Source organism: Pseudomonas sp. Lz4W (assembly GCF_000346225.2).
GTDB lineage: Bacteria > Pseudomonadota > Gammaproteobacteria > Pseudomonadales > Pseudomonadaceae > Aquipseudomonas > Aquipseudomonas paraversuta.
In genome coordinates, this window is sequence record NZ_CP017432.1 from 2,425,885 (window position 1) to 2,449,735 (window position 23,851).

A 23,851-nucleotide genomic window follows, 5' to 3' on the forward strand; every position below is an offset into this window, starting at 1 on the left:
TGCGCTGTCGGGACAATCAAGCAATACGGATATCTGCATGGCAAAGGCCCGTGAGCTTCTGGAGTCAGGCATCTATGTGTCTACGGTGGCGGTTTCAACACTTTTCGAGCTGCAGTAGCGCTTTTGAAAAGTATTACGGGTGCACCCCCAGGTGATTGCGTCATACAAAATAGTGCGCGCCGGAATCCAGATGTAATTCGTTGGATGGCATACAAACAACAATGATTATCATTCTTTGTCGCTGATAACCTTTCTGCCATTGAACCAATGAGCATGTCTGGGAGCGCATCAAATGAATGTCAATCTGCCTGGGGCCAGTCGTTGCGCCTGGGGAAAAAGCACATCGCTATGGGCCGCCTTGCTGGTTGCCGCTGCTTCGCCGGCCGAAGCGCTGGAAGAGCTGCCAGCGATCACGGTGACCGCCAATACCTTGTCCCAGAGTGCAGAATCGGTACCGGCGGCGATGAGTGTGTTCGACGGCCAGACCCTGGAGCGCGAGCATGTACAGGACCTGCCGGCCTTGTTGCGGCGGGTTCCGGGCTTCGGCTTCCAGCCCTTCGGCCAGTCGGCGATCCAGCCGCCGGTGGTGCGCGGTATCAGTTCCAACTTTGCCTCTTATTCCTCCTCGGCACTGATGATGGTCGACGGGGTCCCGACCTTTATGGCCCAGGGTTTTGATCACGATATGCTGGGCATCGAGCGGGTCGAGGTGCTGCGCGGGCCGCAGTCGGCCCTGTATGGGCGCAACGCTGAAGCCGGGGTAGTGAATATCTATACCCGCGCCCCGGACAATACCCCGCGCGCGCGCCTGTCCACCGAACTGGGCAGCCGTGACAGGCGCGTGGCCCGCGCCGACCTCAGCGGGCCGCTGGTAGAGGACCGGTTGTTCCTCGGGGTCACCGGCAACTGGAGCGAACAGGATGGCTTCATTGACGACCTCTACCATGGCGGCCAGGCCGACGACCGCAAAAAACACGGCGGGCGCATGGCATTGCGCTGGACGCCGGACGACACGAGCGAGGCCATCCTGCGCTACTCGCGTCAGGACTATGACGATGGTGCAGCCCAGTGGGGCGCATCCGGCACCCGTCGCACGCGGGTCAGTTCCGGCGTGCGGGGCTGGGATCATTCGAGTGCACGCAGCGTGTCCCTGGACCTGAGCACCGAACTGGCTTCGGGTTTAAAGTTTCGCTCGGTAACCGGCAACAGCGACTTTTATGACCGGGTCTTGCAGGACACTGATTTCCGGCCTGCCGACGCGCTGCATATCGGCCGCGACAACCACTTCAATACCCTGTCCCAACAGTTCACCCTGGAGGGCACGCTGGGCGACAGTCAATGGGTCACCGGGATGTATTTTGACCGCGACCGCCACGACCTGGGCGGCGAGCAAAAGACCCCGATGCACCTGTTGCCCTACAGCGCCAAACTGCAAGGGCACAGCGCGGCACTGTTCAGCCACTGGATGATCCCGCTGGCCGAACGCTGGACCCTGACCCTGGGCGGACGCGCCGAACGCGACTTTGTACGCTTCACCCCGCAAGGCGGCGATTCGCGCGATGCCTCATGGAAGCGTTTCTCGCCCAAGGTTGCGCTGCAATACGAATGGATGGATGACGCCTTCCTCTATGCCAGCGTCGCTGACGGCTTCCGCGCCGGCAGCTTCAATACCTTCAGCCCGGCCGCCAACTATCCGGCCTATGCCCCGGAAAAAGTCCGCTCCTGGGAGATCGGGCTCAAGGGCGGCGCCCTCGACCGCCGCCTGCTGTACTCGGTGGCCCTGTACACCATGAGTATCGACGACATGCAGGTGCAGCAGATGCTCACCCCGGGAGTGGTGTACATCGCCAATGCTGCGTCTGCGCGTTCCAGTGGCCTGGAATTGCAGACGGACTACCTGCTGGGTGACGGCTGGAAGATCCAGGGCGCACTGGCGGCCAACCGTACCCGTTTCGACAGTTTCGCCGACGGTGCCAATGACTACTCCGGCAATCACAACCCGTTCGCCCCGGACCTGACCGGCAACCTGGGGCTGCGCTACGACGCCGAAAACCGCTGGTACACCCAGCTCAATCTGAGCGCCGTCAGCCGCACCTACCTGGACGCGGCCAACAGCAACAGCCGGGCTGGTTACGGCCTGGTGGACCTGGATGTCGGGCGCAGTTTCGAGCGCTTCGAAATCAGTGCTTACGTCAACAACCTGGCCAACAAACGCTACGACGCAGTGGGCTACCAGAATGGTTTCGTGGACGTCTACAGCCCCCCTCGGGAGTTGGGATTGCGTCTGACGTTCGACTTGTAAATAAGGGAGTACAGAGCGTGAATATCATTGATTTCAATCACAGCCACCCGCTGCAAGCCTATTGGCAACTGGCCGGCGCAGCGGTTCAGGCCGAAGCCCTGACCCTGGCGCTGGAACTGGATCTGTTCAGTGCCCTGAAGCAGCCGCTCGACGTGCCAACCCTGGCCGCACGCCTGCAACTGGCGCCGGACAACACAGGCCACTGGCTCGAATTACTCTGGAGCATGGCGCTGTTGCAGCGCATAGACGGGCCGCACGGCAGCCGCTATGGCTTGAGCGAAATCTCACGGCGCTACTGGTTGCCCGGGCCAAACGGTTGTGTCGACGCCTGGCATTTCCGGGTCAAGGCCTTGCGTCAGTCAGGTGCCAGCCTGCGTCAGCGGGTGGTTGGCGAACCTGCTATGGCGCCAGCAAAACCTGCGGGCAGTGGGCAGGACTGGGCCGCGGCAGCGGCCAGCCACATTGCTCAGGAGCAACGGGCCATCAGTGTGCCGGCCGTGCTTGCATTGCTGCAGATACTGCCCGGGGTGCAGCGCGCCGAGCGGGTGCTCGACCTCGGTGGCGGGCCGGGTCTGGTGGCCCAGGCCCTCGTGCGGCAATACCCCGGCCTGCACGCGACAGTCTTCGACTGGCCACCCACTGCTGCGGTGGCCGGGCAACTGGCGGCCGATGCCGGCTTGCAGGAGCGCATCGCGATTCTTGGCGGCGACCTGAGCCAGGACACATTTGGCGAAGGCTATGACGTGATCTGGTGTTCCTCGGTGTTGCATTTCGTGCCTGATTGCCTCGACCTGCTGCGCCGCGTGCATGACGCATTGCGCCCGGGCGGGCTGTTTATCAGCGCCCACGCCGAACGCTCCGGGCAACCTGGAATGAATGTGCGGGTCATGCCGTATTACCTGTCAATGCTGATGGCCGGACGTTTTGTCCCGCGTGCCGGGGAATTGGCCGGGCTGCTGGTGCAGGCGGGGTTCGCCAGCGTAGAGCTTGGCGGTGAATGCGATTTCCCCATGGCCCCGTTGACCGTGTGGCTGGCACGCAAAGGCGAGCAATGATCCCCGGCCTGCCGCTCTTGTGTCCGATGGCCAGTCCTGTGGCCTGATCTTCATTTCTTGCTGTCCACCCGCGTATGGCTCTGCCATGCGCCGGGTTTTCTATTGTCTGGAGTTTCTTATGAGCATTGAACAATCCGCCGCCACCGGGCCCGGGCAGGGCGCTTTGGCGCGCGGCGAACTGTGGCTGTTGGCAGGCTTTATTGTGGTGACACTGAACTTGCGGATCGCTTTTGCCGGGCTCGGGCCGATCCTCGGCGAGCTGCGCCTGAGCACGACCCAAGCGACCCTGATCGCTTCTCTGCCGCCCATTTGCCTGAGCCTGTTCGCCCTGGTGGGGGTTCGCCTGCGCCAGCGTTTTGGTGAAGAGCGCACCTTATTTGCGGCTTTGTCAGTGCTGGCCGTGGGCTGTGGGATGCGAGCCCTTGGTGTGAGTGGTCTGTTTGCCGGAACCCTGCTCGCCGGCGTCGGTATCGCGGTAATGAATGTGGTGGTGCCGGCCCTGGTGCGCAAGCGGTTCCAGCCGACCCGGATCGGCCACATCATGGGCCTGTTTTCATTGATGCTCGGGGGTGGCGCAGTCTTGACCGCCGGCTTGACCGTGCCGATTTATCAGGGCCTGGGGGGCAATGTCGACGCCGCCTACCTGACCTTGGGTGCCTGGGCGATTCCGGCGTTGATCGCTCTGGTGTTCTGGGCACCCCAACTGATCCATGGCCAGCCGGTTGCCGCTACGGCCCCAACGTTGAGCGCAGTCCGGCCCCGGGTGCTGAAAAACCGTACGGCCTGGTCGATTACCCTGTTCTTCGGCTTGCAGGCCTTGAACCTCTACGGCTTGCTGGTGTGGTTGCCGGGCATTTACATCGAGCGGGGTGCCACCGTCGGCCAGGCGGCACTGTACCTTGCGGTGTCCCAGGCGGGTCTGGTACTGGGCGGCTACTTCGCGCCGGTGCTGGCGGCCCGGGTCAAGGACCAGAGGGGCTACATTGCAGCCACTGTGGGCTGTTGCCTGGCAGGTTGCCTGGGTCTTTTGTATGCCCCTTTGCCCATGGCCTGGGTGGCGATGCTCATACTGGGAGTCGGCCAGGGCGCGGGCCCGGCCCTGAGTGCCTTGCTGTTTGTGCTGCGCAGCCCCGACCAACAGGTCACCACTCAGTTGTCGGGCATGGCCCAGGGCTTTGGTTTCATGATTGCAGTGCTCGGCCCGCTGGGCATGGGCCTGCTGCATCAGTACTTCGGCGGCTGGGACCTGCCGGTGCAAGCCTTGATCGCCATCCTGGTGTTCGAGCTTTGTGTTTCGTTGCGTGCCGGCAAACCCGGCACCCTGGCCGATTGAACACAAAGGAACAGGCATACCCTATGAAGTGCCCGTGAGTCAGCGGATCAATACACGCCTGGAGCAAGCCGCGGCGCAATCAGGCCGCGGCGCAGTCATCCGGGTTCACGCGGGCTCAGGCGCTGGCTGGCGAGTGCAGTGATTGAGGCTGAAGATCCGCTTGCGGCTATACCACGCAAGCAGGAGCACCAGCATCTGGCCCGCCAGCAGGCAGGCGAGCATGCCGCTGTAGCCGAGGCGATCGAGCAGTACTCCGGCGAGTATCGGTACCAGGGTGCGCGATGCGACAAACAGACTCGATTGCAGGCCATAGTCCATGGCCGTGAGCCCGGGGCGGGTGTGGTACATCATCAAGCCAAACATCAGGCCGGCCGAGGCGCCCATCGCCAGGGCCACAAGCATGGCGGCTGCGATCATGGCGTTGTCGCCCAGGCCGACCGTCACCACCAGCGTCAGGCAACCAATGGCCAACAGATTGCCCAGGGCCAATAGCGGCAGGCAGATGCTGCTACCGATCAGGCGGGTCAGGCGCCCGGCCAGCATGCTGGCGATGGCGCCGGTCAGGCCGCCGGCTATCCCGACGATAAGGGCAATACGATCCGCCGCAAAGCCTTGGTCGAGCATCAGTGGCTTGAGGTAAAGCCACACCGCGCCGAGGAACGGGTAATACAGCAGCACCAGCAGGGCCCAGATGCGCTGTTCGGCAATGGCAAAGTACCCCGGCCATTGACGCCAGCCAGCCTGTACGGGAAGCGGCGCGGAGCGGTTCAGGGAGGGCGTCTGCGATTGCCCGGCCTTGGGCTTGAGCCAGGGCAGCAGCAATGCCCCCGACAGCAAGCCCAGACCCAGTACGTAGAAGGGCCAGGCCCAGCCAGCGCGGGTGTACAGCAGCAACATCACGCCACCGCCGACAATTGCGCCCAGGGACATGGCTGCCGAGCGGATGGCACCGGCGCGTACCCGTTCCGACTCCGGGAGGATCTGGATCGCCAAGGCGTTCAGCGGTACATCGGCCCATGTGCCGAGCACGCTGACCAGCATCGCCAGGAGAAACATCAGGCTTGGCTCTGTGGTGCTCAGGTCATGAGCCGCGAGCAGGCCCAGGGTGCCGGCGTAGCAAAGTATCAGCAGCAGTGTCCAGTTGCGGTAGCTGGCCTGTCCCAGCCGATAGCGCTCCACGGGGGTAGCCAGAAGGAACTTGAGCATGGCGGGCAAGCCGGCCAGTTGCATCAGGCCGATCTGGGTGCCACTCCAGCCGTTCTGGCGCATGACCAGAGGCAGGCCGATATACAGATAAATCAGCGGCGCGGTGAGCGCCAGGTTGAGCCAGCCCAGCAGCAGCTGTTGGGGCCACCATGCGGTGCGTGGAGCAGGGGTCAGCATGAGAAGTTCCTTATGGCGCCCGATCAGGCGCAGGCCCGCCTCCCGGAGCGGGCGACAGGCGTTGACAGGGGGGGGCGCCCTGGTCACCCAGGGCGCAGTGGTACCGGCGGGTATGACCGGCCAGCAATGGATGTTAGTGCAATCGCGGATGAGAATGATTAGCATTGAATATGAGTGGCGGTGAATAATCTATGGGATACGGTATACGACTGGCCGTCTGCCTGGCGCCGTAGTCTGATCCGCTGCAACGAGAGCGGTGCCGGCTTTGCCACGGCACCACAAGACACGCTTTGAGGGGGATGGATATGCGAGAGTTATTGAGCCCGGGCCGGGTAAGCCAGGATTTGTCGGTGTCTTCTGCCTGGACCCGGCTCGAGGGGGTTGCCGGGGCGGGCAACCATCAGGTCGAGCGGCTGGACTGTGAAGCGGGGGTCGCGGTGATCAAGTCGCAGATGACCGCCCATAAAGTTTGCGCCGAACTGTGCCAGCACGAGGGGACAGAGCGCATGCTGGTGATTGCCTTCGCCTTGTCCGGTCAGTCGGCGTTTCATTGCCCTAAGGGCCGGGAATTGAAGTTCCAGCCGAACCAGGCGACGGTTTCTGTTTTTCGCGAGGGCAAGGGCCAGCGGGTGTATGCCGCCGACGCGCCGATCCAGCAATTACGCCTGGTGGTCACGGAGTCGGCCCTGGCGCGTTTCATTGGCCCTGAGCGCTGCCAGGGGTTGCTCGGCAGTGCCTTGGGCCAGCATGAAAGTTTTCGCCGACTGGCGTGTTATGACATCAACCCCAGCGAGCACCTGCGTCGTCTGAAAAGCCCGGGCATCCAACGGCAGGACGGCCTGACCCAGCGCATTCACGTGTTGAGCCTGCTCTCTGAACAACTCCAGGCCCTCGAAGTCGCACCGGCGCGCCAGGCCAGGTTGACGGCCCGGGACCTGGACACCCTGGACCGAATAGACCTGTTCATGAAGTCCAATCTCGACCAGCCGTTGAACAACGGCTTCCTGTGTACGGCGATGGGCGTCAGTGAGTACCGGCTCAAGGAGTACTTCCGCCAGGTCCACGGTGTCAGTCCGGGGCGTTATCTGCTGGAGCTGCGGATGACCCGTGCACGGGAGATGCTGGCCGCCGGTTACAGGGTTTCCGAGGTGGCATACAAGATCGGTTACCAGCACCCGAACAACCTGACGGCGGCGTATACCCGGTACTTCGGGCACACGCCGAAGTCGGTGCGGGGTAACCGGGCCCTCTGATTGCATGGCGAGCTATCGTTGGGCCGGCTTCTCTTAGTGCAAGGAACCGGAACACCGGCCCTGAACGAGCAACGCCCCACATGCGATGTCATGGCATCAAAGCCTTAAGCGGCGCGGGCAGGGCGTTTACCGGTTCAACTCAGAACGTTTTACTGACGCCCACCCCGAACGTACGTGGGTTGCCCACAGTTACCAGTCGCCCGTAGCCAAAGTCAGCGGCCGAGGTGCGATACCGTTCGTTGCTAAGGTTTTCACCCCACACGTAGCCTTCATACTCGTTGTTGCCCACGCTTAAACGCGCGTTGACCAAGCCATAACCACCCTGTTTCTGGGTATTGGACTGGTCGAAGTAGAAGCTCGAACGGTATTGGTAACCCAAGTCGCCGCGGCCCTTGAGGTTGTACGCGCCTATGTCCCAGGCGTATGCAGCCCCCAGTTTGCCGGTGTACCTGGACACAAATTGCTGCTGCTTGCCGCTGGCATCTACCACGCCTGTGGTGCCGGTGGCCGGAGCGTTTTCGAATTTGACGTAGGTCGCGTCGGTGTAGCCCAGGCCTGCGTAGCCGCCACAGTGTTCGTCGAGCTGCGCCTTGAGGGTCACTTCCCCGCCCAAAGAACGGCTTTTCGGGGCGTTGGCCACCGGGGTGGTCTGGGTCAGGGCGTTGTAGGTTTGCACCTGCTGGTTTTTGCGGTCGATGTAGAACAGCGCGGTGTCCAGGCTCAGGACATTTTTGATCAGCTCGCTTTTGAGGCCGATTTGATAGCTCACCAGGCTCTCGTTTTTGTACGGGCGCTCATCGCCTTTTTGCACGAACCCGATGTTGAACCCGCCGGACTTGAAGCCCCGGCTAACGCTCGCGTAAGTCTGCGTGTCATCGGTCAATTGATAGCGCACACCGATGCGCGGTACCGCGTAAGTGGTGGATAAGGTCTCACGCTGGGCAGTGACAAATCCGGCATCCATGCCCAGTGCTGTCCAGGCCGGGTTGTCGACGCTGAAGTCGTAGTTGAATTTCTTTTTGTCATGGCCAATACGCAGTCCACCAAAGATTTCCAGTTTGTCGGTGGCCGCAAACGAGGCATCGCTGAACACTGCAAACGAGGTGGTTTTGGTCTGCCCGCGGGAGGTCTGGGTCACACCGTCGCCAATGCCCATCGCGGGGTCAAAGGTGCTGGTTGCGGTGTACGCGCGCTGGCTGTCGCTGTATTCGCCATAGGCCCCGGCCAGCCATTTGATCGGCGCATCCGGAACCGACACGTAGCGAATTTCCTGGGAGGCCTGTTTGAACGTGCTGCTGTAGGGGTTGTTGACGCGGTTCTGGTAACCCGCCAGGCCTGCAGCCTCGTAGTCGGCATTGAGTTCGTTGAAATAGCCGTTGGGGAAAAACGAGCCGGTGTAGTCCACCTTGTTTTTCGACAGGCTTGTCACTGCGACCACGCTGGCAACATTTTGGACGCCTTTCGGAACATGTGACGGTCAGCACCGACTTGCTGGGTCACACATTGGCCAGCGTCGAGAAAGTGGTTTACGCCCAGGCACGGATGATGAGTTACCTGGATGTGTACTGGTTAATGGGCGTGTTGAGCCTGGTGGTACTGCCGGTACCATTTTTGATTCGGCATGCCCGGTCTAAAGTCCCTGCGCCAGCACCCGGTTGAGTGCACGCGGCTTTAAGGAGGGGCGCAGGGGGTGTCAAATGCTGTCGTATCTACGCTCGGTTATGCAGCATTGAAAACAGGCTCGGGATGCTCATTCACAACCCGTGAACTCCGCTTGCCGCCTGTTTTCGCCTTGCCTGACCTTCGCTCGAAAACATTTCGTACAGACCCTAGGGGCATCGATCCGTGTGTCCATCGGCAGTGGGAGGCCTGCTTTTCATTTGCAGGGCAAGTGTGCCAATGGCCACACCTGCTGCAGCGGCGCCCGCAATGGGGATATAGGCGAGCCCGAAATGGGTAATCACCCAGCCTGCACCTATGCCGCCCAACGCCGTTCCGAGGTTGAAGGACGCAATATTAAGCCCTGAAGCCACTGCACTGGACTGCGGAGTGTAGTGGTGTGCCAGGCGCAGCATGCGCAGGGTCGACATGGTCACTATGGCAAAGAACACCACTCCCAATAGCCCCACCAGCGTTAACGTGGCGATCATCGAATCGCCCCAGAGGTGCAACCCCGACAGATTAAGCATCAATGCCGTCAACCCGCCGAGCAAACATCGATCGGCGTCGAAGGCATCCACAAGATAGCCTCCCAGCAAATTGCCGAGAATGGAGCAGATACCGAACACCAGCATCGCCAGGCTCAGAACCTGCGGCGGGACACGGGTGATGTCCAGCAGGAACGGCGATACGAAGGTAAAGAATGAAAAAGTCGCCACGCTCACCAGCATCGCGATCGTGGCAGCCCCCAACAGTTCAGGGTGCAACAGGGCCGCTATGCTTTGTTTCAGGTCTGTGGCGCGGTGACTCGAGGAATGGGGTTGCTGGCGCATCAGCAGCACCAGGCCCAGGGTGCTGATCAGGCCCAGGCCGCTGATGGCCAGGAACACCATGCGCCATGACCAGTAGCTGCCGAAGAAGGTGCCCAGAGGCACGCCAAAGGCGATTGAAAGGGTCAGACCCATCCATACCAGCGATAGCGCTCGCCCTGCGCGCACCGGGTCGACCAGTTTGACCGCCGCGTTGGAGGCCACGGCCATGAATACCCCATGCGCGAGGCCGATGATGAAACGCACGCCATGCAAGGTCAGTACATCGGGCGCCAGACTGATGGCCACGCTGCCGGCGGCAAGCACGCCGAGGGTCAGCAACAAGACGGTTTTGTCGCGCCAGTTGGCCAACAGGGCCGTGATGATCGGTGCGCCGATGGCGGCGCCCAAGGCATAGGCGGCGATGGCAGAGCCAACTTGGGAGATGGACTCATGCAAGTCCATCGAGATCGCCGACACCAGGCCGGCAACAACGAATTCGGACAGGCCGAAGGTAAAAGTACAGAGCGAAAAAATGTAGATGACGGCTGGCATAAAGACTCGGTTGTGGGGGAGGGGCGCAACCCGTTATTGCAAAGGTGGAGGGGATAGTGCGGCGCCAAGAGTGAGATGAGAAATACTTTAAAAGTCTCTGTTTAATACTATTGGCGGGGCTTGGTTGCTTTTTGATGGCGCGAGTATTGATCCGCGGTGAATGGCTGGTTTAGTTGTGATGTTCGGCGGGTTGGCGTATCACGGGGCGGCACGATCCTGAATAACAGGTCGATTACTCAAGTATCGGTTTTTCTCGCTGACAGCTGCAGGCGCTTGCCAATAGACGTGAAAGTAATTTGCTTTATCGGTCGGCTCGGCAATGTTTGTTTGAGCTTTTTAACGGGGGCAAGTGAATCTCGGTTCATAACCATTATCTGCACCGTTGATGACGGCCGGGCCGCCAGGTTATTGATCCCGCGCACTGGCGTCGCGAGCTTGACCAGCCGGCTGGCACTCTAACTGACCCGGGCGGCCAGCATCCCCTCGACCCGGGGACCGGCGTTGAAGTCGAGCATGGAAATGAAGCTGTCCATCAACGGTGATTGGTTGTCGGTGTTCCAGCTCATATACAGGCCGATGGCTGGGTTGGGGGAGGCGGTCACGGGGTTGATCCGGCGGAACAGGACCTTGTCGCGCATGATTGAGCCGGCAATCGACTCAGGCACCAGGGCAACGCCGAAACCGCAGGCCACCAAGCCGATCAAGGTCTGGATCTGCGCAGCCTCCTGCACCACCCTGGGGTAAAAACCGGCGGCTTCACACAAGGCGATCAACTGACTGTGATAGCCGATGCCCAGGGCTTGGGGGGTGAATACGAAGTCTTCCCCGGCGAAATCCCTCAAGTCGATCCGACCTTCCTTCGCCTTCGGGTGATCGGCGGGCAGCGCCATCACGATCTCTTCGTCCAGCAACAGGCGTGACTCGACGTTTTGCGCCGAGATCGGCAACTTGCGCATGAAGGCAATATCCGCTTCTCCCGACACAATGGCCCTGGCCTGGCTGGAAGAAGGCATCTCCTTGATGATCAACTGGACTTTGGGGTAGGACTCGCGGAACTGGCGCAAGGTACTGAGCAGTGACTCGTAGTAGGCGATCGACAACGCAGTCACCGTGAGTTTGCCGGCAATGCCCTGGGACACCTGGCGGGCGTGTTCGATGCCCAGCTCCAGCTCCTTCAACGTGCTGTAGGCAGTGTTCAGGAATGCATCGCCAGCCGGGGTCAGCTTGACCCCGCGTTTATTGCGCGTGAACAGACTGAACCCCAGTTTGTCTTCCAGCCGGTTGATGGCCTGGCTCAACGGGGGCTGGGCCATATGCAGGCGAATGGCCGCCTTGTTGAAATTCAGCTCTTCAGCCACGGCGATGAATTGGCGTAGCAGGCGGGTTTCGATCATTTCTTCTGTTCCTTCATTGAACTGATCTGTGGGCTGGGTGCGGCAATGGTAGCGGTAAACAGGCGCTCGACTAAGGCATAAACATCGCCAAGTTGTAGGTTTGATCCAAAAACGTGCAAGCGCTGTCGAGCAGGTCTGAATGCCGCGGGGACGTTTGCGGATGGGCCTTGGAATAAATAATCGTCAGGGGATCATTTGGATCGAACATCAGCTTGATAGGCCGCATGTATCAACTTGCGTCGCCGTTAGTATTAAACAATGTGCATATACATTGTCAGGCTGAGGCAGCACCCAAGAGCAAACCGGTATCTTGATTAACAACGCCGGTCGGGTCGGTTATCAAGCAATTGAAGAGGCCGACCCAACAACTGGAAGTGAATGGAGCTCCATGGTTGGTGGAAAGGCAGAAATGATCAGATAACAGCCTGTCCGACGACACCTACAGACTCTCAGGGTCGCCAAAGAACATCTGAATTCGCGAGCGTAACCAGCGCTCCCCGGGGTCGTTGTCCTGGGCGCCGCGCCATGCCATGTGCAATTCAAAGGCCGGGGTGTCCAGCGGCGGGTCTTCGGCGCGAACGCCGCCGGCGGCGGTCAGGGCTTCGGCGGTGTAATCCGGCACGGTGGCGATGATGTCGGTGCCGGCGAGCAGGGTACTCAGGCCGTTGAACTGCGGTACGGCCAGCACGACGTGGCGCTTGCGGCCCATTTTTTCCAGCTCGGTGTCCATGAAGCCGCTGAGGTCGCCGGCAAATGAAACCAGGGCATGGGGCCGGGCACAGAAGTCATCCAGGCTTAACGGGCCGGGCACTGTGTCGGCGCGCAACAGTTTGGGCTTGCTGCGGCGCAATACCTTGCGCTTGGCATTGGCCGGCAGGTCGCTGGTATAGCTGACACCCACGGAAATTTCACCGGAGGCCAGCAGCGGCGGCATCAGGATGTAGTTGACCCGGCGCACCACCAGCACGATCCCCGGCGCTTCTGCCCGCAAGCGCTTGAGCAGCATGGGCAGCAGCGCAAATTCCACATCATCTGACAGGCCAATCCGGAATACCGAGGTGCTGGTGGCCGGGTTGAATTCCGAGGCGCGGCTCACGGCCGTGGATATTGAATCCAGGGCCGGAGACAGCAGGGCAAAAATCTCGATCGCCCGGGCCGTAGGCTCCATGCTGCGCCCGGTGCGCACAAACAAAGGGTCGTCGAACAGGTTGCGCAGGCGTGAAAGTGCCGCACTGATTGCCGGTTGCCCCAGAAACAGTTTCTCGGCGGCGCGGGTCACACTGCGCTCATGCATCAGGGTTTCGAAGACGATCAGCAAATTCAGATCGACGCGACGCAAGTCGTTACGGTTCATCTGGCAGGCTTCACAGGCGGTTCAACGGTGAGGTAGGTAACGGATCTTACTGGCAAAACTCGTAAATCGACACACGGTAGATTGGCTTTCTGCGTTTTTACTGGCCGCAGTGCTGTTTGCCAGCGGACAAAATGCCTGCGGATCAATGTCAGGCATGTCGACTATTAATGCTGTCTGTTAGTCTTGCGCACAAAGCCCGGATAAAGTCCGTGGCATTAGCGATTAATTAGGCGAGGTTTGTAATGTCGCGCACGATCCGTTTTCACAAGTTTGGCCCGGCCGAGGTACTCACGTGCGAAGAGCACGAGGTCGCTGCGCCTGCGGCCGGGGAAGTGCAGGTGCGTGTCCAGGCTATTGGTATCAGCTGGTATGACGTGCTCTGGCGGCAGAACCTGGCCCCGAGTCAGGCCCGCTTGCCTGCAGGTATCGGCCATGAGATGGCCGGTATTGTCACTGCCGTAGGTGCCGGTGTGGAGGATCTGGCGGTGGGTGACAAGGTCGCCAGCTTTCCCGGCCAGAGTGCCAACGACTATCCCACCTATGGCGAGCTGATCGTGATGCCGCGTTCGGCCCTCACTCGCTACCCGGATGTCCTGACCCCGGTTGAGGCCAGTGTGCATTACACGCCTTTGCTGATCGCCTACTTTGCCTATGTCGATCTGGCGCGGGTCAAGCCCGGCCAGACCGTGCTGATCACCGATGCCAGCCACTGCGCAGGGCCTTCGTTCGTGCAGCTGGGCAAGGCGTTGGGGGTCAAGGTCATTGCGGCGACCCGGGATGCTGCAGAGCGTGAAGGTTTGCTGGCCCTGGGTGCAGACAAGGTCATAGTCACCGAGGAGCAGGACTTGCTGATGCAAATCAACAAGATCACTGACAACAAAGGGGTCGACGTTGTACTTGACGGCCTTGGCGGCCCGCAGATGTCGGTGCTGGGTGATGTGCTGGCCCCCCGGGGCAGTCTGGTGCTGTATGGCCTGCAGGGCGGCAACAACACCCCGTTCCCGGCCTGTGCGGCGTTCCAGAAGAACATCCAGTTCTTTGTTCACTGTATCGGTAACTTCACCGGCAAGCCGGAGCTGGGCATTGCCCAGGATGAAGAAGCCATGCAACGGGCGCTGCGCGAGATCAACCAATTGACCGCCGACCGGGTGCTGTTGCCACTGGAAGTGCGGGTGTTCCCCTTTGACGAGTTCGTAGAGGCCCATCGCTACATGGACGATTGCCCATGCCGTGGGCGGGTCGCCTTGCAACTGACCGACGCCTGAAACTGCCAACGCCCCCCAGTGCAAGGCTAAGGGGCGTTGATTTCACCCCGTGGTCTGCATCGCTGGCAAGCCAGACTCCCACAGGGAGAGTTGACCGGGTTGAGTCTGCAGGAGCGGGCTTGCCCGCGGTGCGGGGTCGGACGCAGCACCCCGTGGTCAGCATCGCTGGCAAGCCAGGCTCCCACAGGGAGAGTTGACCGGGTTGAGTCTGCAGGAGCGGGCTTGCCCGCGATGCGGGGTCAGACGCAGCACCCCGTGGTCAGCATCGCTGGCAAGCCAGACTCCCACAGGGAGAATCGACCGGATTGATTCTGTAGGAGCGGGCTTGCCCGCGATGCGGGATCGGACGGCGCCCACTGATTTTTCATTAACAACCCGCACCACTCATCCAATAGGGTTTGCCAGAGCACCGGGCAAACTGATATCTGTACGCATATCCAGTATTCGACACCAGTGGTTTGTCCTGCCCGTGATTTCCGATCCTCTTGAAGATCCGCTTTATTACCTGAAGAATTTCCAGCACGTGCTCGGCTGGATCGCGACCCGCTACAGCGATGTCCTCAGTACCGAAGAGCAGCAATTCATCGCCGGTTTTGCCCTGTTGCCCAATGCCTCCCAGGCGCTCTGGGTGCGCATGATCATGCGCAAGGGGCAGCACTTTCGCGCAAGCAAGCTCGACTACCCGGAAATCGGTGATTGCGCGCAGGCGGCTGCGCCTCTGCTGGCTCTGGGCTGGCTGGATGATCAGGCGCCCCTGGCCCTGGCCGAGGTGTTTGAAGTGCTGACCAAGCCGGAAATCCAGGCACGGTTCAGCGCCCATCTCACCCGGCCCAAGGGTAAAAAAACCGATTGGCTGCAGGACCTGGCCGGCGACTTTCCGCAAATACAGAGCCTGTGTGCATGGCACCCCACGCTGCAAGAACCCCTTTACAGCCTCGGCAACCGGGCGCTGGGGGATCGCCTGCGGCTGATGTTCTTTGGCAATCTCAGTCAGGGCTGGTCAGATCTGGTGTTGGCCGACCTGGGGCTGTTCACCTACGAAAAGGTTGATATCAGCCCCGAGTCACGGGCCTTGCGCTGCCGGGCCGATATTGACGGTTATCTGCATCTTTATGCCTGTCGCGAACAGTTTGAAAGTGCTGGAGATGTGAGTGCCGTGCTGCCAGCGGTGCTGGACTACGTGGCAGATAACCCCTGGCTGCAACGACGCAGGGCGCGCTTGCTGTTCCAGTTCGGCCAGCACCACGAACGGGCAGGGGAGCTGGCCCGGGCACTGGAGGTTTACCAGCACTGCGGGCACCCCGAGGCGCGCCTGCGCATGATCCGGGTACTTGAATTGCTGGAGCAATACCCGCAGGCCATGACCCTGGCAGACGCTGCGCAAGGTGCGCCGTTCAACGACGCCGAGCATCAGCAATTGCAGCGCATGCTCCCGCGGCTGCGACGCAAGCTCGGACTGCCGGCGCTGGTGCGAACCAAACCCAGCCCCCCTGAACGGTTGGACCTGAGCCTGGAGCGCATTGAGGCAACCTCGGTCGAGTTCATGGTGGTGGCACATCTGCACACGCCGGACGAGCCCGTGCATTACGTTGAAAACACCTTGATCAACGGGCTGTTTGGCCTGTTGTGCTGGCCGGCCATTTTTGCACCGCTGCCCGGGGCATTTTTTCACCCGTACCAAAGCGGCCCGGCTGATTTGCTGGAGCAAGACTTCTACCTGCGCCGGGCCGAGCTGTTCGAGGCCTGTCTGGCGCAGCTGGACAGTGGCCAGTACCTGAAGACTGTCCGCGATGCGTATAGCGCCAAGTTCGGTGTGCAATCACCCTTTGTGGCCTGGAACTATCTGAGCGAGGCGCTGCTGGAAGACGCACTGACCTGCCTGCCGCCCGCCCACTTGAAGGTCTGGTTCCTGCGCCTGCTGCAGGACATCAAGGCCAACCGCTCGGGCATGCCGGACTTGATCCAGTTTTGCCCGGCGCAAAAAACCTACCGCATGATCGAGGTCAAAGGCCCGGGTGACCGTTTGCAGGACAACCAGCTGCGCTGGCTGGACCTGTGCGAGCAACATCAAATGCCCGTCACCGTCTGTTACGTGCAATGGCAGGCCCCGGGCCCTTGAACTATCGGGTGGCAGTCCGTGCCCTGTGCGAGTTCACGGCCAAGGTCGGCGATCTGGACTTGCGCTTCACCCCGTCACCCACGGCCCAGCAGGGAATTGCCGGGCATCGCACCGTCGCTTCCCGACGCAGTGCCGGGTACCAGGCCGAGTTGAGCCTGGAGGGGCAGTTCGGCGCATTGACCGTACGCGGCAGGGCGGACGGCTATGACCCGTCGGGCAATGTGCTGGAGGAAGTCAAAACCTATCGCGGCGATTTCACGGCGATACCGGCCAATCACCGTCAATTGCACTGGGCCCAGTGCCGGGTTTACGGCTGGTTGCTCTGTCAGAGCCTGCAGTTGCCCGAGGTCAATCTGGCACTGGTGTATTTCGATATCGTCAGCGAGCAGGAAACCCGGCTCCAGGAAACCTGGAGCGCCGAGCGGCTGCAGGATTTTTTCAATCAGCAATGCAGGTTGTTTTTGACCTGGGCCGATCAGGAAATGGCCCATCGTGAAGCGCGGGATGCGGCGGCCCGCAGCCTGGCGTTCCCTCATCCACAGTTTCGTACCGGGCAAAGGGCTCTGGCCGAAGCGGTGTACAAGACCGCCAGTGGCGGGCGCTGCCTGATGGCCCAGGCGCCCACCGGCATTGGTAAAACCATCGGTACGCTATTCCCCTTGGTCAAGGCCATGCCGGCCCGGGAACTGGACAAATTGCTGTTTCTGACGGCCAAGACCCCCGGGCGCAAGCTGGCCCTGGATGCCGCTCAGGTGCTTTATCCGCGAGCTGCCAACCCGGCGCTACGGGTTTTGGAACTGGTGGCCCGGGACAAGGCCTGTGAATACCCGCAGAACGCCTGCAATGGTGAATCCTGCCCGTTGGCCAAGGGTTTTTATGACCGCTTGCCGGCAGCGCGGCTGGCGGCTGTCGCACAGTCGCCGTTGGACCAGCAGACCCTGCGCGAGGTGGCCCTGGCCCATCAGGTCTGCCCGTATTACCTGAGCCAGGAAATGGCACGCTGGGCCGACCTGATCATTGCCGATTACAACTACTACTTCGATTTCACGGCCTTGCTTTATGGCCTGGCCCAGGCCAACCAGTGGCGGGTCGCGACCCTGGTGGACGAGGCGCACAACCTGGTGGAGCGCGGGCGCCAGATGTACAGCGCCAGTCTGCACCAGCAAACCCTCAATAGCGTGCGCCAGGATGCCCCGCCAGCGCTGGACAAGGTATTCAAGCGCCTCAATCGGGAATGGAATGCCCTGCACAAAGACCAGCCAGGGCCTTATCAGGTGCACGGGCAATTGCCGGCTAAATGGCTCAATGCCTTGTCCGGCTGCATCACTGCCATTGGCGACTACCTTAACGATCACCCCCAGGGGCTGAGTGGAAAACTGCAAGGCTTCTACTTTGAAGCCCTGCAATTCAACCGGGTGGCGGAGTTGTTTGATGCGCATTTCCTGTTCGACGTGAGCCTGGTTGAAGGCGGCAAAAAACGCCTGTCACAACTCAACCTGCGCAATATTGTGCCGGCGCTCTTTATCGGCCCGCGACTGGCCAGTGCGCAGAGCAATGTGCTGTTTTCCGCCACCCTCAGCCCGCGGAGCTATTACACCCACTTGTTGGGGCTGCCCACTGATGCGGTGTGGATCGATGTGGAATCGCCGTTTCAGGCCAGGCAACTGGCGGTTCAGGTAGTCAGCCGGATATCCACCCGCTTTGTGCATCGCCAGGCCTCGCTGGAGCCCATCGTGGAGCTGATCTGCGGGCAATTCACCCGGCGCCCCGGCAACTATCTGGCCTTTTTCAGCAGCTTTGATTACCTGCAACAGGTGGCCGGGTTGCTCGCCGAGCGCTATCCGCACATTGCCCAGTGGTCCCAGGCACGGGGCATGGATGAAGCAGCGCGCCAGGGGTTTCTCGATCAATTCACGCTCTCGGGGCAGGGCATTGGCTTTGCGGTGCTGGGCGGGGCGTTTGGCGAAGGCATCGATTTACCCGGTGCACGGTTGATCGGTGCTTTTGTCGCGACCCTGGGGCTGGCGCAGTTGAACCCGGTCAACGAGCAGATCAAGCAGCGCATGGGTGCCCTGTTCGGTGCCGGGTATGACTACACCTACCTGTATCCGGGGGTGCAAAAAGTGGTGCAGGCGGCAGGGCGGGTGATTCGCACCCAGGATGATCAGGGCACGCTGTTTCTGATTGATGACCGGTTTGCCGAGCCCAAGGTGCAACAGCTGTTCCCGCGCTGGTGGCAGTTGGGTTGAGAGCGCAACCTTGTGGCACACTGCTGAGCCTGTGGTGCATGACGCGCCTTGTCCAAGCAGTGGAGTTTTATCGATGAGCATCAAACGTTTCGGTACCGGCGCAGTAGGCGCAGGTGGTCAGCCTTTACCTTTCGCCCGCGCTGTTGAAGCCGATGGCTGGCTGCATGTGTCGGGTCAGGTGGCCATGGAAAACGGTGAAATCATCAACGGCGGCATCGTTGAGCAGACCCACAAGACCATGCAAAACCTGATCGCGATTCTTGAAGAAGCCGGCTATGGCCTTGAAGACGTGGTCCGCGCTGGCGTGTGGCTGCAGGACCCGCGGGACTTCTGGAGTTTCAACAAGGTGTTTGCCTCGTATTTCAAAAGCGAACACGCCCCGGCCCGCGCCTGTGTCCAGGCGATGATGATGGTGGATTGCCGGGTCGAAATCGACTGCATCGCCTACAAGGCCAAGCGCTAAACCCTGGCTCGCGATCAATATAAAATGTGAGGAGTCGAGTGTGTCGATGACGTTGAACAATGCCCAAGTACTCAAAGGTGCTGCCAACCCCGCCGACCATCTGGTGCGTGATGTCAGTTTGCCGGCGCTGGTGATTCACCGGGCTGCACTGGAACACAATATTCGCTGGATGCAGGACTTCGTCAGCCGCAGCGGCGCAGAGCTGGCGCCCCACGGCAAGACCAGCATGACCCCGGCATTGTTTCGCCGCCAGCTGGCGCAAGGCGCCTGGGGTATAACCCTGGCCAGTGCAGTGCAGACCTGCACGGCCTATGCCGGGGGTGTGCGCCGGGTACTGATGGCCAATCAATTGGTCGGCCGCGCCAATATGGCGTTGATCGCCGGTTTGCAACAAGACCCGGCCTTCGAATTTCATTGCATGGTTGATCACCCGGATAACGTCCAGGCGCTGGGGGCTTTTTTTGCCGAGCGTGGTCAGCGTCTGAACGTGATGATCGAATACGGTGTGGTGGGCGGCCGTTGTGGCTGTCGTACCGAGCAAGAAGTGCGGGCCCTGGCTGCTGCGATCAAGGCACAACCGGCCCTGGCGCTGACCGGCATCGAAGGCTACGAAGGGGTGATACACGGCGAGCAGGCGGTCAGCGGGATTCGCGCGTTTGCCGCTTCCCTGGTACGCCTGGCCCTTGAACTGCAACGTGACGGCGCCTTTGCGCTGGACAAGCCGATCGTCACGGCCTCGGGCTCTGCCTGGTATGACCTGATTGCCGAAGGTTTCGCCGCCGAGGCGGCCAGCGGGCGTTTTCTGAGCATTCTGCGCCCCGGCAGTTATGTGGTGCACGATCACGGGATCTACAAAGACGCCCAGTGCTGCGTGCTGGACCGTCGCAGCGACTTGCACGAGGGCTTGCGCCCGGCGCTGGAAGTCTGGGCCCATGTGCAATCGTTGCCGGAACCGGGCTTTGCGGTGATTGCCCTGGGCAAGCGCGATGTGGCCTACGATGCGGGGCTGCCGATGCCGTTAAAGCGTTACCGCGAAGGGGTATTGCCGGCCGTGGGTGATGACGTCAGTGCCTGTACGGTCACGGCGGTCATGGATCAGCACGCGTTCATGACGATCGCTGCGGGCACTGAACTGAAGGTGGGCGACATCATCAGCTTCGGTACCTCGCACCCTTGTCTGACGTTCGACAAATGGCGCACGGGCTGCCTGGTGGACGAGCAACTGAATGTGGTCGAGAGCCTTGAAATAGTGTTCTGAAACCAGCGCACCAGGCTTGTGTAGGAGCGCGCTTGTCTCGCGAGCTTTTCTGCCGCTAACAGCTCGTGAGACAAGCTCGCTCCTACAGATTTGGTGGTATTTCAGTCGCGGTAGAACACCTGTACCAGGTGATAGCCGAACTTGCTTTTGATCGGTCCGTGCACCACCCGCAACGGCTTTTTGAAGATGATCTGGTCGATAACGCCAACCATCTGCCCCGGACGAACCTCACCCAAATCCCCCCCACGCTTGCCTGACGGGCAGGTGGAGAATTTTTTCGCCAGCACATCGAAGGCTTCGCCCTTGGCGATGCGTTGCTTGAGCGATTCGGCTTCTTCGGCGGTTTTCACCAGGATATGGCGGGCTTGAGCTTTCATGGGGCGTATACCTTGAAACTGTGGGGCAGATTGCGCGGCCGCGGATTATGCCTGAGTTTTGCTGTTGTAGCGCGGCAGGTACAGGCGCACGCAGGTACCACTGTCGATTTCGCTGCTGATGGTCACATGACCGCCGGACTGCTGGGCAAAGCCGTAAATCATCGATAACCCCAGGCCGGTGCCCTGGCCTACAGGCTTGGTGGTGAAAAAGGGGTCGAAAGCCCTGGCCAGAATCTGCGGGGACATGCCGGTGCCGTTATCACAAACCTCCAGCAGTACATACTCGCCGGATTTGACCGGTTCCAGACTTTGCAGGTCACTGGTATCCAGGTGGCTGTTGGCGGTCTTGACCACCAGTTTGCCGCCGTCGGGCATGGCATCGCAGGCGTTGATAATCAGGTTGAGCAGGGCGCTTTCAAGCTGGCCGGTATCGGTATTGACGGCCCAGATGTCCTGGCCCAGATCGACCTGCAGGTCGATGTGGGCACCCTTGGTACGACTGAACAGCTCCTGCAGTGAGCTCACCAGGGCATTAGGGTCCAGAGGTTTGCGATCCAGCGACTGGCGGCGGGAAAACGCCAGCAGACGATGGGTCAGGGCGGCTGCCCGTTGCGCTGAAGCGACGGCGGCATCGGTGAAGCGGACTATTTCGTCACTGCGCCCGGCCGCGATATAGCGCTTGGCCAGATCCAGGCTGGCGATGATACCGGTCAGCATATTGTTGAAATCATGGGCTATACCGCCGGTCAGCTGGCCAACGGCTTCCATTTTTTGCGCATGCCGCAGGGTGTCTTCAATCCTTTCGCGCTCGATCATCTCGCGCTGCAGTTGATCGTTGGCCTCGGCCAGGGCCTGGGTGCGTTCAGTGACACGCTCTTCAAGGGTGTCATTGAGCTCGCGCAAGGCCTGCGCCGTGCGCTTGATGGACGTGCGGCGCCTGGAGGTCTGAACCGCAACCATCAAAATTCCGGCCACCTTGTGCGTCTCATCGAAAACGGGACTGAAGGTCAGGTCAAGCCACAGCTCGGTTGCCAGATACTGGTCCGGAAGCACGTAGTACTGGTCAAGATAGGAGCGGCTTTCACCGGCCAGTACGGCTTCGATAATCGGCTGGCTGTATTCACGGAACTCCGGCCAGCAGCGCTGCATGGGCTGACCAAAGGCGCCCGGGTGCTTGTTACCCGCCAGCGCTGCAAAACTGTCGTTGTAGATCTGGGTCAATTGCTCGCCCCAAAACAGCAACATCGGCAGCGGGGAGTTGAGTACAAGCTGTGCGCTGGTGCGCAAGCTCTGAGGCCATTTTGCGACTTCACCCAAGGGGCTGCGGGCTAATGCCCCACGTTGGCTGACAGAAAATACGGCGCTCATGGATAAGTCCCGAGATTGAATCTGAAAATGTACCTATTAAAGGCTGAGTGAAGGCTAAAGGCTATCATTGGTACTAACAAGTCCGGCTTAGACAGTACGACTAAGGTCGAGTGAGGCTCAGGCTTGGCCTTTCGTACAATTGCGCTCTCATTTTTGATCGAAGAATCCCGTTTGGGTCGTTAACCCCAGGCGCGTCTTCGATTGTTTCTGTTTTGCGCGTCATTCGCTGCTGGAGCTTGTCCATGGTTGTCCCTTTTTCATTGTTGACGCATTGCCGGGTTGCACGTGTCGGCGCACTGGCGGTGTGTACCGGTATTGCAACACAGACCCAGGCTGGCGGGTTCATTGAAGACAGCAGCGCCAGGCTGGAAGCGCGAACGGTGTATTTCAACCGTGATTTCCGTGATGGCAGCACTTCAAACCCCCAGGGCGCCTCCAAGCGTGACGAGACGGCTCAAGGCTTTATTCTCAATCTGCAATCGGGCTACACAGAAGGCACGGTGGGCTTCGGGCTCGATGCCTTGGGCATGTTGGGGCTGAAAATCGACTCCAGCCCCGCTGACAGCAACAGTGGCTTGCTACCTTCGACCGGCAGTGATCCCCGTCGTTCCAAGGATCAGTACGCCAAATTCGGCCTGACCGGAAAAATGCGGGTATCGCACAGCGTTCTGAAGTACGGGGCGTTGCTGCCGGACCTGCCATTGCTCAAGTACAACGACGGCCGTCTGCTGCCAACCATGTTCAATGGCGCGATGCTCGAGTCCCGGGAATTGAGCGACCTGAAGTTCACGGCCATGCGCCTTGATCGCTATACCGCACGGGACTCCACCGACGCTCAGGACCTGCGCCTGAACTGCAAGAACAAGCGTTATGCCTGCAATATCACTGCCGATCATTTCAATATGTACGGCCTGGACTACAAGGTGAACGAGCGGCTGACAGCGCAATACCACTATGCCGAACTGGAGGACATCTACCGCCAGCAATTTATCGGGATAGTGGCCAGTCAGCCTGTGGGTTCGGGCGTCGTGTCGGCCGATGTACGTTTGCTCAAGAGTGATGACGCCGGTTCGGCCAAGGCCTCGACCATTGATAACCGGGCGCTTGGTGCCCTGTTCAGCTACGCATTGGCCGGTCATAAATTCAGCGCCGGCTGGCAGCGCATGAACGGCGACACCTCGATGCCGTACCTGGATGGCAGCAACCCGTATCTGGTCAACTACCTTCAGGTCAACGACTTCGCCAATGCCCAGGAGCGTTCGTGGCAGCTGCGTTATGACTATGACTTCAAGGCGGTGGGCATTAACGGATTGTCGTTCCTGACCCGTTACGTCAATGGTGACCACATCAAAGTGGTTGGCCGTAGCGAAGAAGGCAAAGAGTGGGAACGCGACAGCGAGCTCAAATACATAGTGCAAAGCGGCAGGTTCAAGGACGTCAGCCTGCGTTTGCGCAATGCCACCTATCGCACCAACTACGCGCAGTTCGCCCGCGATGTTGATGAGACCCGCCTGATCGTCAGCTATAACCTGTCGATCTGGTGATACCACGCCCCTAAACCCTGTAGGAGCGAGCTTGCTCGCGAGCTTTTCAACCAAACCGCGAAGAGCTCGCGAGACAAGCTCGCTCCTACAGAGGTCGGGGTGTGATCAGTC

General features: G+C 60.5%; 17 protein-coding genes and 1 pseudogene. 11 read left to right on the forward strand and 7 right to left on the reverse strand.

The window, feature by feature from the left end:
• The first annotated feature begins 292 nt into the window (after positions 1-292).
• The 3 genes from B195_RS11240 to B195_RS11250 all read left to right on the forward strand — a co-directional run bounded on the left by B195_RS11240 (position 293) and on the right by B195_RS11250 (position 4,690).
• A complete protein-coding gene (locus tag B195_RS11240; RefSeq protein WP_003445286.1) occupies positions 293-2,302 on the forward strand; it encodes a TonB-dependent receptor in 2,010 nt (669 codons plus the stop codon).
• Positions 2,303-2,319: 17 nt separating this feature from the next.
• Entirely contained in the window at positions 2,320-3,357 is a 1,038-nt protein-coding gene (locus B195_RS11245) for a methyltransferase (RefSeq protein ID WP_003445288.1), read from the forward strand.
• Between the two features lie 118 nt (positions 3,358-3,475).
• Complete coding sequence (locus B195_RS11250; protein ID WP_003445290.1) at positions 3,476-4,690, forward strand: MFS transporter; 1,215 nt, start codon at positions 3,476-3,478, stop codon at positions 4,688-4,690.
• Positions 4,691-4,795: 105 nt separating this feature from the next.
• Here the strand turns inward: B195_RS11250 and B195_RS11255 are convergent, their stop codons facing one another.
• On the reverse strand, positions 4,796-6,073 hold the full coding sequence (locus tag B195_RS11255) for an MFS transporter (protein ID WP_003445295.1): 1,278 nt from the start codon (positions 6,071-6,073) through the stop codon (positions 4,796-4,798).
• A gap of 305 nt (positions 6,074-6,378) precedes the next feature.
• Between B195_RS11255 and B195_RS11260 the strand changes: the two genes are divergently transcribed.
• Positions 6,379-7,326: an AraC family transcriptional regulator gene (locus B195_RS11260; RefSeq protein ID WP_037001761.1), complete on the forward strand. Its 948-nt coding sequence runs from the start codon at positions 6,379-6,381 to the stop codon at positions 7,324-7,326.
• Between the two features lie 139 nt (positions 7,327-7,465).
• Here B195_RS11260 and B195_RS11265 read toward each other — a convergent pair whose 3' ends face one another.
• Positions 7,466-8,764 (reverse strand): TonB-dependent receptor, encoded by a 1,299-nt coding sequence (locus B195_RS11265; RefSeq protein ID WP_003445301.1) that lies wholly within the window; start codon positions 8,762-8,764, stop codon positions 7,466-7,468.
• 32 nt (positions 8,765-8,796) lie between these two features.
• On the opposite strand from B195_RS11265, the gene B195_RS11270 reads away from it, so the two are divergent.
• Complete coding sequence (locus tag B195_RS11270) at positions 8,797-8,985, forward strand: hypothetical protein (RefSeq protein WP_003445304.1); 189 nt, start codon at positions 8,797-8,799, stop codon at positions 8,983-8,985.
• A 170-nt stretch (positions 8,986-9,155) separates the two neighbouring features.
• Here the strand turns inward: B195_RS11270 and B195_RS11275 are convergent, their stop codons facing one another.
• From B195_RS11275 to B195_RS11285, 3 genes are all read right to left on the reverse strand, one after another.
• Positions 9,156-10,349 carry an MFS transporter gene (locus tag B195_RS11275; protein WP_003445307.1) on the reverse strand — a complete coding sequence of 398 codons (1,194 nt, stop codon included), beginning with the start codon at positions 10,347-10,349 and terminating at the stop codon, positions 9,156-9,158.
• 455 nt (positions 10,350-10,804) lie between these two features.
• Positions 10,805-11,743, reverse strand: coding sequence for a LysR family transcriptional regulator (locus B195_RS11280; protein ID WP_003445310.1), 939 nt, complete (start codon positions 11,741-11,743; stop codon positions 10,805-10,807).
• Between the two features lie 439 nt (positions 11,744-12,182).
• The gene (locus tag B195_RS11285; protein ID WP_003445313.1) at positions 12,183-13,097 is read right to left on the reverse strand and encodes a LysR family transcriptional regulator; all 915 of its coding nucleotides are present in this window, start codon (positions 13,095-13,097) and stop codon (positions 12,183-12,185) included.
• A 242-nt stretch (positions 13,098-13,339) separates the two neighbouring features.
• On the opposite strand from B195_RS11285, the gene B195_RS11290 reads away from it, so the two are divergent.
• From B195_RS11290 to B195_RS11310, 5 genes are all read left to right on the forward strand, one after another.
• Complete coding sequence (locus B195_RS11290; protein ID WP_003445316.1) at positions 13,340-14,362, forward strand: zinc-dependent alcohol dehydrogenase family protein; 1,023 nt, start codon at positions 13,340-13,342, stop codon at positions 14,360-14,362.
• Positions 14,363-14,831: 469 nt separating this feature from the next.
• Complete coding sequence (locus B195_RS11295; protein WP_003445318.1) at positions 14,832-16,481, forward strand: VRR-NUC domain-containing protein; 1,650 nt, start codon at positions 14,832-14,834, stop codon at positions 16,479-16,481.
• Positions 16,478-18,730, forward strand: coding sequence for an ATP-dependent DNA helicase (locus tag B195_RS11300; protein ID WP_037001755.1), 2,253 nt, complete (start codon positions 16,478-16,480; stop codon positions 18,728-18,730). The genes B195_RS11295 and B195_RS11300 overlap by 4 nt, the downstream gene beginning before the upstream one ends.
• A gap of 73 nt (positions 18,731-18,803) precedes the next feature.
• Positions 18,804-19,193, forward strand: coding sequence for a RidA family protein (locus tag B195_RS11305; RefSeq protein WP_003445324.1), 390 nt, complete (start codon positions 18,804-18,806; stop codon positions 19,191-19,193).
• 46 nt (positions 19,194-19,239) lie between these two features.
• On the forward strand, positions 19,240-20,451 hold the full coding sequence (locus B195_RS11310) for an amino acid deaminase (protein ID WP_003445325.1): 1,212 nt from the start codon (positions 19,240-19,242) through the stop codon (positions 20,449-20,451).
• Between the two features lie 101 nt (positions 20,452-20,552).
• Here the strand turns inward: B195_RS11310 and B195_RS11315 are convergent, their stop codons facing one another.
• Together B195_RS11315 and B195_RS11320 are read right to left on the reverse strand one after the other, a co-directional pair.
• A complete protein-coding gene (locus B195_RS11315; RefSeq protein WP_003445327.1) occupies positions 20,553-20,828 on the reverse strand; it encodes a peptidylprolyl isomerase in 276 nt (91 codons plus the stop codon).
• A 69-nt stretch (positions 20,829-20,897) separates the two neighbouring features.
• A pseudogene (locus B195_RS11320) lies at positions 20,898-22,196 on the reverse strand (ATP-binding protein); the annotation flags it as partial.
• 242 nt (positions 22,197-22,438) lie between these two features.
• Between B195_RS11320 and B195_RS11325 the strand changes: the two are divergent.
• A complete protein-coding gene (locus B195_RS11325; protein ID WP_003445331.1) occupies positions 22,439-23,740 on the forward strand; it encodes an OprD family porin in 1,302 nt (433 codons plus the stop codon).
• Positions 23,741-23,851: the final 111 nt, after the last annotated feature.

Bases quoted from the DNA above. Each gene is read 5' to 3' on its own strand.
- B195_RS11240 (WP_003445286.1), top strand. From the start codon at position 293: ATGAATGTCAATCTGCCTGGGGCCAGTCGTTGCGCCTGGGGAAAAAGC.
- B195_RS11250 (WP_003445290.1), top strand. From the start codon at position 3,476: ATGAGCATTGAACAATCCGCCGCCACCGGGCCCGGGCAGGGCGCTTTG.
- B195_RS11255 (WP_003445295.1), bottom strand. From the start codon at position 6,073: ATGCTGACCCCTGCTCCACGCACCGCATGGTGGCCCCAACAGCTGCTG.
- B195_RS11260 (WP_037001761.1), top strand. From the start codon at position 6,379: ATGCGAGAGTTATTGAGCCCGGGCCGGGTAAGCCAGGATTTGTCGGTG.
- B195_RS11275 (WP_003445307.1), bottom strand. From the start codon at position 10,349: ATGCCAGCCGTCATCTACATTTTTTCGCTCTGTACTTTTACCTTCGGC.
- B195_RS11280 (WP_003445310.1), bottom strand. From the start codon at position 11,743: ATGATCGAAACCCGCCTGCTACGCCAATTCATCGCCGTGGCTGAAGAG.
- B195_RS11285 (WP_003445313.1), bottom strand. From the start codon at position 13,097: ATGAACCGTAACGACTTGCGTCGCGTCGATCTGAATTTGCTGATCGTC.
- B195_RS11290 (WP_003445316.1), top strand. From the start codon at position 13,340: ATGTCGCGCACGATCCGTTTTCACAAGTTTGGCCCGGCCGAGGTACTC.
- B195_RS11305 (WP_003445324.1), top strand. From the start codon at position 18,804: ATGAGCATCAAACGTTTCGGTACCGGCGCAGTAGGCGCAGGTGGTCAG.
- B195_RS11310 (WP_003445325.1), top strand. From the start codon at position 19,240: ATGACGTTGAACAATGCCCAAGTACTCAAAGGTGCTGCCAACCCCGCC.
- B195_RS11315 (WP_003445327.1), bottom strand. From the start codon at position 20,828: ATGAAAGCTCAAGCCCGCCATATCCTGGTGAAAACCGCCGAAGAAGCC.
- B195_RS11325 (WP_003445331.1), top strand. From the start codon at position 22,439: ATGGTTGTCCCTTTTTCATTGTTGACGCATTGCCGGGTTGCACGTGTC.